This window comes from Streptomyces sp. NPDC004051 (genome assembly GCF_053604275.1).
The window spans coordinates 1-6,874 of sequence record NZ_JBSGHG010000076.1 but is presented as its reverse complement, the minus strand read 5'-3'; the positions used below and the strand labels follow the sequence as shown (position 1 = coordinate 6,874).

Here is a 6,874-nt window from a genome sequence, read left to right as displayed (position 1 = left end):
GCTCGTGTTGCTCTTCTTGCTCACTACCTGGAACTGCTTCCTCCGGGACCTTCCGTCCCAGTATCAGGCTGTCCAGCTCAGCGGGGGAACTTCACCCCGCGTTCCGTGTAGTGGAAGCACAGGGCGGCCCACAGAGCGTCAGCTTCAGCTGCCGCCTGGCCCTGCCAGGACTCTGCGGTGACCCGCTGGATCCAGCGCTGCAGCAGATCCTGCAGAGAAGAGAACTCAGCAGCTACCTCGTCGATGCCGGAGAGCACGGCCGGATCGATTTCCATACGGACCTCCTCAGGTAGCAGTATCGGGAGCGTTGACTCTGACGCGTATGTGATTTGCCCAGCGTGGCAACCCGGGCAGCGGAACGCCTCGCCTGCCCTGGTGCTGTGCGGCAGGCGGCAGGTTCCCTCAGGGCGATGAGGGCCGCAGTGTGGGGGTCTTGCGACGTGACCATGAACTGGGGCTCGGCAGGTTGCCGTTGACGACGATGACTGCAACGAGGGAAGGCGCCTCGGGGTTGGTCAGTCCCTGAAGCGCTGGCTGAAGGGTGAAGAGGTAGTTCTCCGGAACGCCGATGGGTGAGGCCTTACGGCTCATGTCCAGGATGCACAGGATCGAGAGGCGTGCGCCGTCGGCGGCTGCGTACTGCGTGGGCTGCCCCATGTACTTGGGGGCTCTGTCTCGAGTGACCGGGGTGTTGCGCTCGACTTTGAGTTCGGCGGTGATGCCGTCGTGCCGAACATCGAGGTAGCCCAGGGCGAGTGGGCTGCCTCGCTGCAAGCGCCCGCCGAGTTCCGGCTCTGCCTGGAGTTCCTTGTACAGGTCGTCATGGAATTTTCGCTCGGTCACGTGGCTGCCGCGCTTGTATTGCTTGTTCCACGTCATGGTGAGGCCGGTGCGGCAGATGGCGGTGAAGATGCGGCAGAAGGCCTGGAGCTGGTCTTCGTCGTAACCGGCCCGGTGCAGATTTTCGTAGAGGGCGAGCAGCCGCTCGTCAAAGACGGGGAAGTTGGTCAGGAAGTCGCGTGAGGCGTCGAAGGGACGGAAGCGGATTTCGCGGTGTCCGGCGGTGTCGAGGCTCTGGGTGACGGGCTTGCCGTCCCGGGTGCCGCGCCAGCGCAGCTGGACCGAGAACGGCGGGGCGGGGCTGCCGGCGGGCAGAGCGAAGCGGAGGATGAGCGTGCCGGTGGCGCTCAGTGTCTCCGGGCCGTCCGCGCTCGGCGGGCGTGTCCAGAGGTAGGTGGGCGTTTCCGCCTCGTTGGGGGTGAAGTGGCTGAGGAGTTCGGCTTCGAGGGTCTCGGCCCACTCGGGCCAGGGGCCGGTGCGTACGTCCAGGCGGAGTTCATAGACCGTCGAGTGGCGCAGGACTTGCGGGCCGGTGACAAGGCGTCCGTCCACGCTGGCCAGTACGACCGCAACGGCCGGCTGACCCTCGGCAGGCCGGGTGTCCGCCTCGCCGCCAAGGGCGGCGGTGCGGGAGGTGAGTGGCGTGCGGCGTGGGCCACGCGCGATGACCAGTGGCAGGGGCAGGGCGGCCCACTCCGCCAGGAGGTCGGCCACGCCGCTGGCTTCAGTGACGGCTTGGGCCTGCTTCAGAGCGGCTATCAGCGGTCCGGCCAGCGGGTCGGTGCCGTCGAATCGTTTCTCAAGTTCGGTGGCGGTGGCTGCTGCGCGGCGACGGGCCGCAGTGGCCAGGGCGATCATCTCAATGGTGTCGGCGTCGAGTTCGGCTGCGTCAAGTCTGATCAGGAAGGCGGCCACCTCGCACAGTGCGGCGAAGCACCGTCCGTAGGCGGCGGTCGCCGTTGCCTGCTGGCACTGCTCTCTGAGCGTGTCCGCGGTGCTCTGCAGGTGGGTTGCGCGGGCGCGAAGCGTGGCGGCCGGGTCGCTGTTGGAATGGCCATGGTATGCGCCGATAGCCGGTACCAGCTCGTGGCCCGTGAGAAGGCCGCGGACTGTCACACGAGTGCGGGCCTGGTCCGCCAGTGCGCTCGCATCGTTGTCTCCGCCGATGGCTTGAGCAGCATGCGTCAGCGCAAGGGCGGCCGCACTCGTATCACCTCCGGTCACTGCAGTTGCATCGAAGGCGGCCGCAGCGGCGATCAGGCTGAGCAGGGCTCGGTGGAGAGTGAAGGCGGGCTCGTCCGGGGTCGCCTCGAGGACGGCGTTCATGATGGTGGCGGCATCGCCCGGGCGGGCTGCCCGCCAGGCGACTTCGGCGTATTCGGCCGCAACGACCACCTGGTGCGGCCCGAGTTCGAGAGCGGCCGCCTGAAGGTCCTCCACCGCCAGGCCGACCAGGCCCGGGCCGCAGTCCAGCAGCGCGCACAGTTCCAGGTTGTCATGAGCGTTGAGCCGGTCGTTGACGTGCGGGTCGCGCACTTGGCGCAGGCGCAGCTGGGCCATGGCCGGGGTGGTGGCGGTCTGCGGCAGCCAGTCACGGCTCAGGGCGTCGCGCAGGTTGTAGCCATCGAGGTCAGCGGCGCGTCGGAGGATCTCCTGTTCCGTGTGGATCCTGAGGGATTCATTGCCTCGGGAGAGTTTGGAGGCAGCCGCCATGGCTTTCTTGACGATGTCCGGAAACTGGGCGATGTCGACGTGCTCGCAGACCGACAGCGCATAGGCCAGCAGAGAGGCTGTGTCCTCGGTGCTCCAGTCCAGACGCAGGGCGGTGTCGAGGACACCGCCGATGACACCGAGGTGGGGGTCGGTGAGCAGGGCCGGCAGGAGATCGGAGATGCTGGAGGGCAGTTGGTGCGCGCGGCCGATGTCCGCCCAGGCGGTCAGCGCTGCCGACCGCGAGGCTACGTCGGAGTCGACGACGTAGGTGTGCAGCAGCGGGAGGACCATCCGCAGCAGACCGGGGTGGTCGCCGTGGCGTCGTCCGAGCGCCCCCAGGAGCGGCAGCAGGCGCGGCATGATGGCCTGTCCGCGCCGGCTGTCGCGTTCGTCGGTGATGGTGTCGATGACCGCACTGCACACCGCCGTCGCATCGATGGTGGCGATGTGTTCCAAAGCGCGCAGGAACCTGCCGATGCTGGATGCCAGAGACTGCCGGTAGGACATCCGTTCAAGGAACTGCAGCTCCGGCGGGGCTGTTTCGGGGGCGGCCAGAAGCGGGGCGGGGGCGGTGTTCGCCGAATCCAGGGTGTCGATGGCCGTCAGGGCCGTACCCAGGAGGGCAGCAAGCTGCGGCTGGGCCCAGGCCGGATGGGTCTGGGTCAGCCGCTCGATCAGAGTCGCGGCCGGGAGGCGTACGTCGCCGCCCCAGTCACCCCCGACGCGGGTCAGACACGTGGAGAGCAGATACCCAAAGACTCTCCTCTGCTGGCTCGCATCGAGCTGAGGATCGCCCGTGGTGCGGAATCTGTACTCAGGGTCGATGAGGCGGCCGGCCTTCTCCAGTACGCCGAACAGGCGCTGGCGCACGGTGTCTCCGGCTGTGCGGCCGGTGTGCTCGAGCTGGGCAGGCACGTCACCCACCTCCAGGACAAGCAGGGTAGCGAGGGACCTTTGGACCGTGGTGATCGGTGCGGGATCGTTGTGGTGATCACCGTCAACGCCCAGGTTCAGGAGCATCGGCGGCACGAGCGCGCCTGCCACGTCCGGGTGGGTGAACGCCAGGGCCTGCACGGCGGCCGCGGCAGCACGCCGGTCAGTCTCCAGCTCTCGTCCTGCCTGAGGGGTGGACCGCACTCCGGGCGGGACCACCAGCGACTCGGACGGCCGTGGGGCCAGCAGCATGCCGGTGAGCACATGGGCCACGGCGTGAGGGGCGGCTCCGGCTGCCACACGAAGAGCGCTGGCGTCTCGGGTTCCGCCTTCGCGGAACCCGAAGCGTCGGCTTTGCGGCTCAGCGAGGTACACCAGGGACCGGATCACTGGCTCGTCGACCTGGTCCGCATCGTGGGGACTCAGCAGGTCGGTCAGGCAGCGGCCGGCCTCGGCAACAGGACTGCGCCGCAAGGTGGTCAGGGCCGCTTGCAGGACATTCGCTGCGTGCTCGCGGCGGACGCGGGCCACGTGCCGCAGCGGCGTCAGCAGCTCCGAGACGTGGACGTCGGTCACCAGGTCCAGGGCCAACGCGATCACCGCGGTGGTGAAGGTCTCCGGCGCCCGCTCGGCCAGTGCAGTCAATCGCCGCAGTGCACCGTCGCAGGCCTCTCGGTCCCGTTCCGTACCAGGCTCCTGGTCTAGGACGCCGATGTCGTCCAGAGCACTGGTCATCGCTGGATCCGATGACGCCTGCGCGCCCCGGCGGTCCTCGGCACGCTGCTCCCAGGCGCGGTGCCGCTTCGCCGTTTCCGCTCGTTCGGCCTCCTCAGCTCTGGCTGCGGCCTCTTTGTGTTCGTCCATGACCGTGGCGAGGTTCGGCACGTCGCCCGTCGGACGGCGGTGGGAGCAGCCCACGCAGTGCTGTTCGTAGAACTCCCCAGCAATCCAGTCCAGGTTCGCGCCGGCACCGCCATGCGCCACGAGGCAGCCCACCTGCCGCGTGTTGATCGGCAAGCCGGTGGCCGCCTCGGCCATCCCCTGGCCGCCGAACTCGGTGAACGTCATGTTCAGACAGTGACGGCGGGCCATCTCCATCGTGACGGCATTCTTACGGCCGGTCCTCACTGCATCATCGAATAATTGCTCTGCCTGGCTGCGCACTCCACCACTGTCTCAGGCACCACTGACAACGCCGCCCATCGCCCATTCCGGACTTTACGCTTCGCAGTGTCTGCCCGAGCCGTCTTTGCTTCCCCAGTCGCCTCCCGCCCACCTCCCGCACGCTCGCCGACGCGGTCTGCTGTTGGCGGGTGGGGAGCACCGGGTGGTGGATGAAGGGTGTGGTCAATCGCTGAACGCAGCCTCGTCCCGTGTGTCGCCGCCGCGTCGGCGTGGTGCGTCCCGGGTTCCGGGAGGCGGACCTTCACAGCATCACAGTGTGACGCAGATCACTTGGGAAAAGTGGGAGGTGATTGCCGGTTTACCTCCAGGCCGGCCCTTAGGGATAGCAGCCTCATCACGCGCTACAGGTAAGGAGCACATCACATGGCCCTGCTGTGTTACTCGGATCTCGAGGACGATGACCGCGTCGGAGTCCCGGCGCTTCATGCCGCGCTGGAGAGCTGGGTACTTCGCCTGCTGGTCGACACCCAGGACCGGGCCACCCGCTTGCCCGCCCCCTTCGCCTCACCGATCGAAAACTTCCCGCCCGAGGACGAGGCGCTGGCGTTGCGGACCATCCGGTTTCTCCGCTATGCGCAGGAGCAGTTGATGGACCGGAACGCCCGCCTTCGCTACCTGTGCCCGGACTGCCCCCGCGATGGGCAAGTGCGCTGCCCGGCTCTCAACCGGCCGAGCCCGAGGAAAAAGACCGTGCACGAAGCCGTGTATGCGGTGCGGATTGAACCGGTGCCCGTGCATCGCGGGACCTGGCTGGCGCAGGCTCGGCCTGCGGCCTCCCGGGTGCTCGAGCGGCTGCGCCGGATGGCCAAGCAACTGACCACACCTGCGCCCGGCGCCGGTGAGGAAGCCCGCAGGGCTGTCGTGCGCCACCTGTATGAGATGGCGCGCACGTGGAGGACGCGGGGTCTGCCCGATCACGCCGTGAACGTCAATCAGGAACAGGACGAGGCCTTCGTCCAGGACGTCATGATCGCCTTGATGGAAAGGGGGCGGAGAAGGGACACCGACGCGAGGCACTCCCCCGTGAATTTCATCGCTGCCGTCCTGCACACGCTCGCCCAACAGCTCAGCGGCTCGGAAGCATTCACCACCCGCGAAGCCGTCATGGCCGCGCTTGTGGCACGTAACGCCTGTATCGAGGGTGATACGGCAGCCGTGGACGAGTTCTCTCGGACGTGGCTCAATCTTGGCAGGCCGAAAGCGTGGCGCGCGGCCGTGGAGATGGCCCTGCTGGGTAACTGGGTTGAGGCTCTTGGCCATCACCTGAACGGCGATGCCGAGATCATGGAGCTGCTCCACCGTCATACCGAATGGGAACATCGCTATCTGCAGCCGCTCTGGGAGCGAAAATCCGGCGGCCGCACGGTGCGGCTGCTGGGGGACCCTGTCGCGTCGGGAGTGTCACTGAACGATGTGGTCAGCGATGACCGGCGCCCGGAGGACGGCCTGTTGCACAGCGAGGTGGACGATTGCCGCGTCCTTGCCGTGCTCGCGGATCTGGCACCCGCGGAGAGAGCCGTAGCCATGATCTACGGTACGCAGCGCGTGACATGGGCCCAGGCCGCGGCTCTGGGCGGCGCCGACGATCCGGATGCGTTCGGCAACCGGGTGCGCCGCAAGCTCAGACGGCTGGGACTGCACCACCGTGCTGCGGCAGGCCCGTCCGCCCCGGTGCCGGCGGCCGGCCAGTGAACATCCTCAGCGCAGCCGCAGCCGAATATCTGGCGAGCCTCGCGGTAGCACTCACGCTGGCCGCAGCGCGCAGCGTCAGGCGGCGCTTCAGGCAGCGAACTGGTCTTACTCCAGGCACGCCGGCCGCAGATGCGACAGCCGAGCCCCACCCGGGACCGCGCTGACGTCCGGCTGCGGGATGTGTACGACGCCTCCCTCAGGCGGGAGGCGTCGTACACCCGGGCTCGGCCACCCTTATGTTCGCACCGCTGGGTCCGATTGGGCGCCTGGACGATCTGGGGGCCGCGGTGTCACCGTGCTCGCGGACGACCGGGGTACCTACCTCGGCATCGACGGAGGAGCTCCAGCCGGAGGTGCCCTCCTTGCAGGATGCCGCAGGCAGATAGATGAACCCCGGGAGCCCTTGCACAGCACTAGGCTCTAGTACTGCAACGGTGTTTGGCGTGACTGCTGACCAGATCGGTCGTTGGTGTGGTCATGGGTGGGGACCTTGCGGATGTCAGGCTGTGGG

Annotated in this window: 3 protein-coding genes; 1 reads left to right on the top strand and 2 read right to left on the bottom strand. The window is 67.8% G+C overall.

What is annotated here, in order from left to right:
* Positions 1-77 precede the first annotated feature (77 nt).
* Together ACWEQO_RS34470 and ACWEQO_RS34465 are read right to left on the bottom strand one after the other, a co-directional pair.
* Positions 78-275: a hypothetical protein gene (locus ACWEQO_RS34470; protein ID WP_452986459.1), complete on the bottom strand. Its 198-nt coding sequence runs from the start codon at positions 273-275 to the stop codon at positions 78-80.
* Between the two features lie 127 nt (positions 276-402).
* The gene (locus ACWEQO_RS34465; protein WP_452986458.1) at positions 403-4,650 is read right to left on the bottom strand and encodes a hypothetical protein; all 4,248 of its coding nucleotides are present in this window, start codon (positions 4,648-4,650) and stop codon (positions 403-405) included.
* Positions 4,651-5,034: 384 nt separating this feature from the next.
* On the opposite strand from ACWEQO_RS34465, the gene ACWEQO_RS34460 reads away from it, so the two are divergent.
* Positions 5,035-6,363 carry a hypothetical protein gene (locus ACWEQO_RS34460; RefSeq protein WP_361462450.1) on the top strand — a complete coding sequence of 443 codons (1,329 nt, stop codon included), beginning with the start codon at positions 5,035-5,037 and terminating at the stop codon, positions 6,361-6,363.
* Positions 6,364-6,874: the final 511 nt, after the last annotated feature.

Bases quoted from the DNA above. Each gene is read 5' to 3' on its own strand.
- ACWEQO_RS34460 (WP_361462450.1), top strand. From the start codon at position 5,035: ATGGCCCTGCTGTGTTACTCGGATCTCGAGGACGATGACCGCGTCGGA.
- ACWEQO_RS34470 (WP_452986459.1), bottom strand. From the start codon at position 275: ATGGAAATCGATCCGGCCGTGCTCTCCGGCATCGACGAGGTAGCTGCT.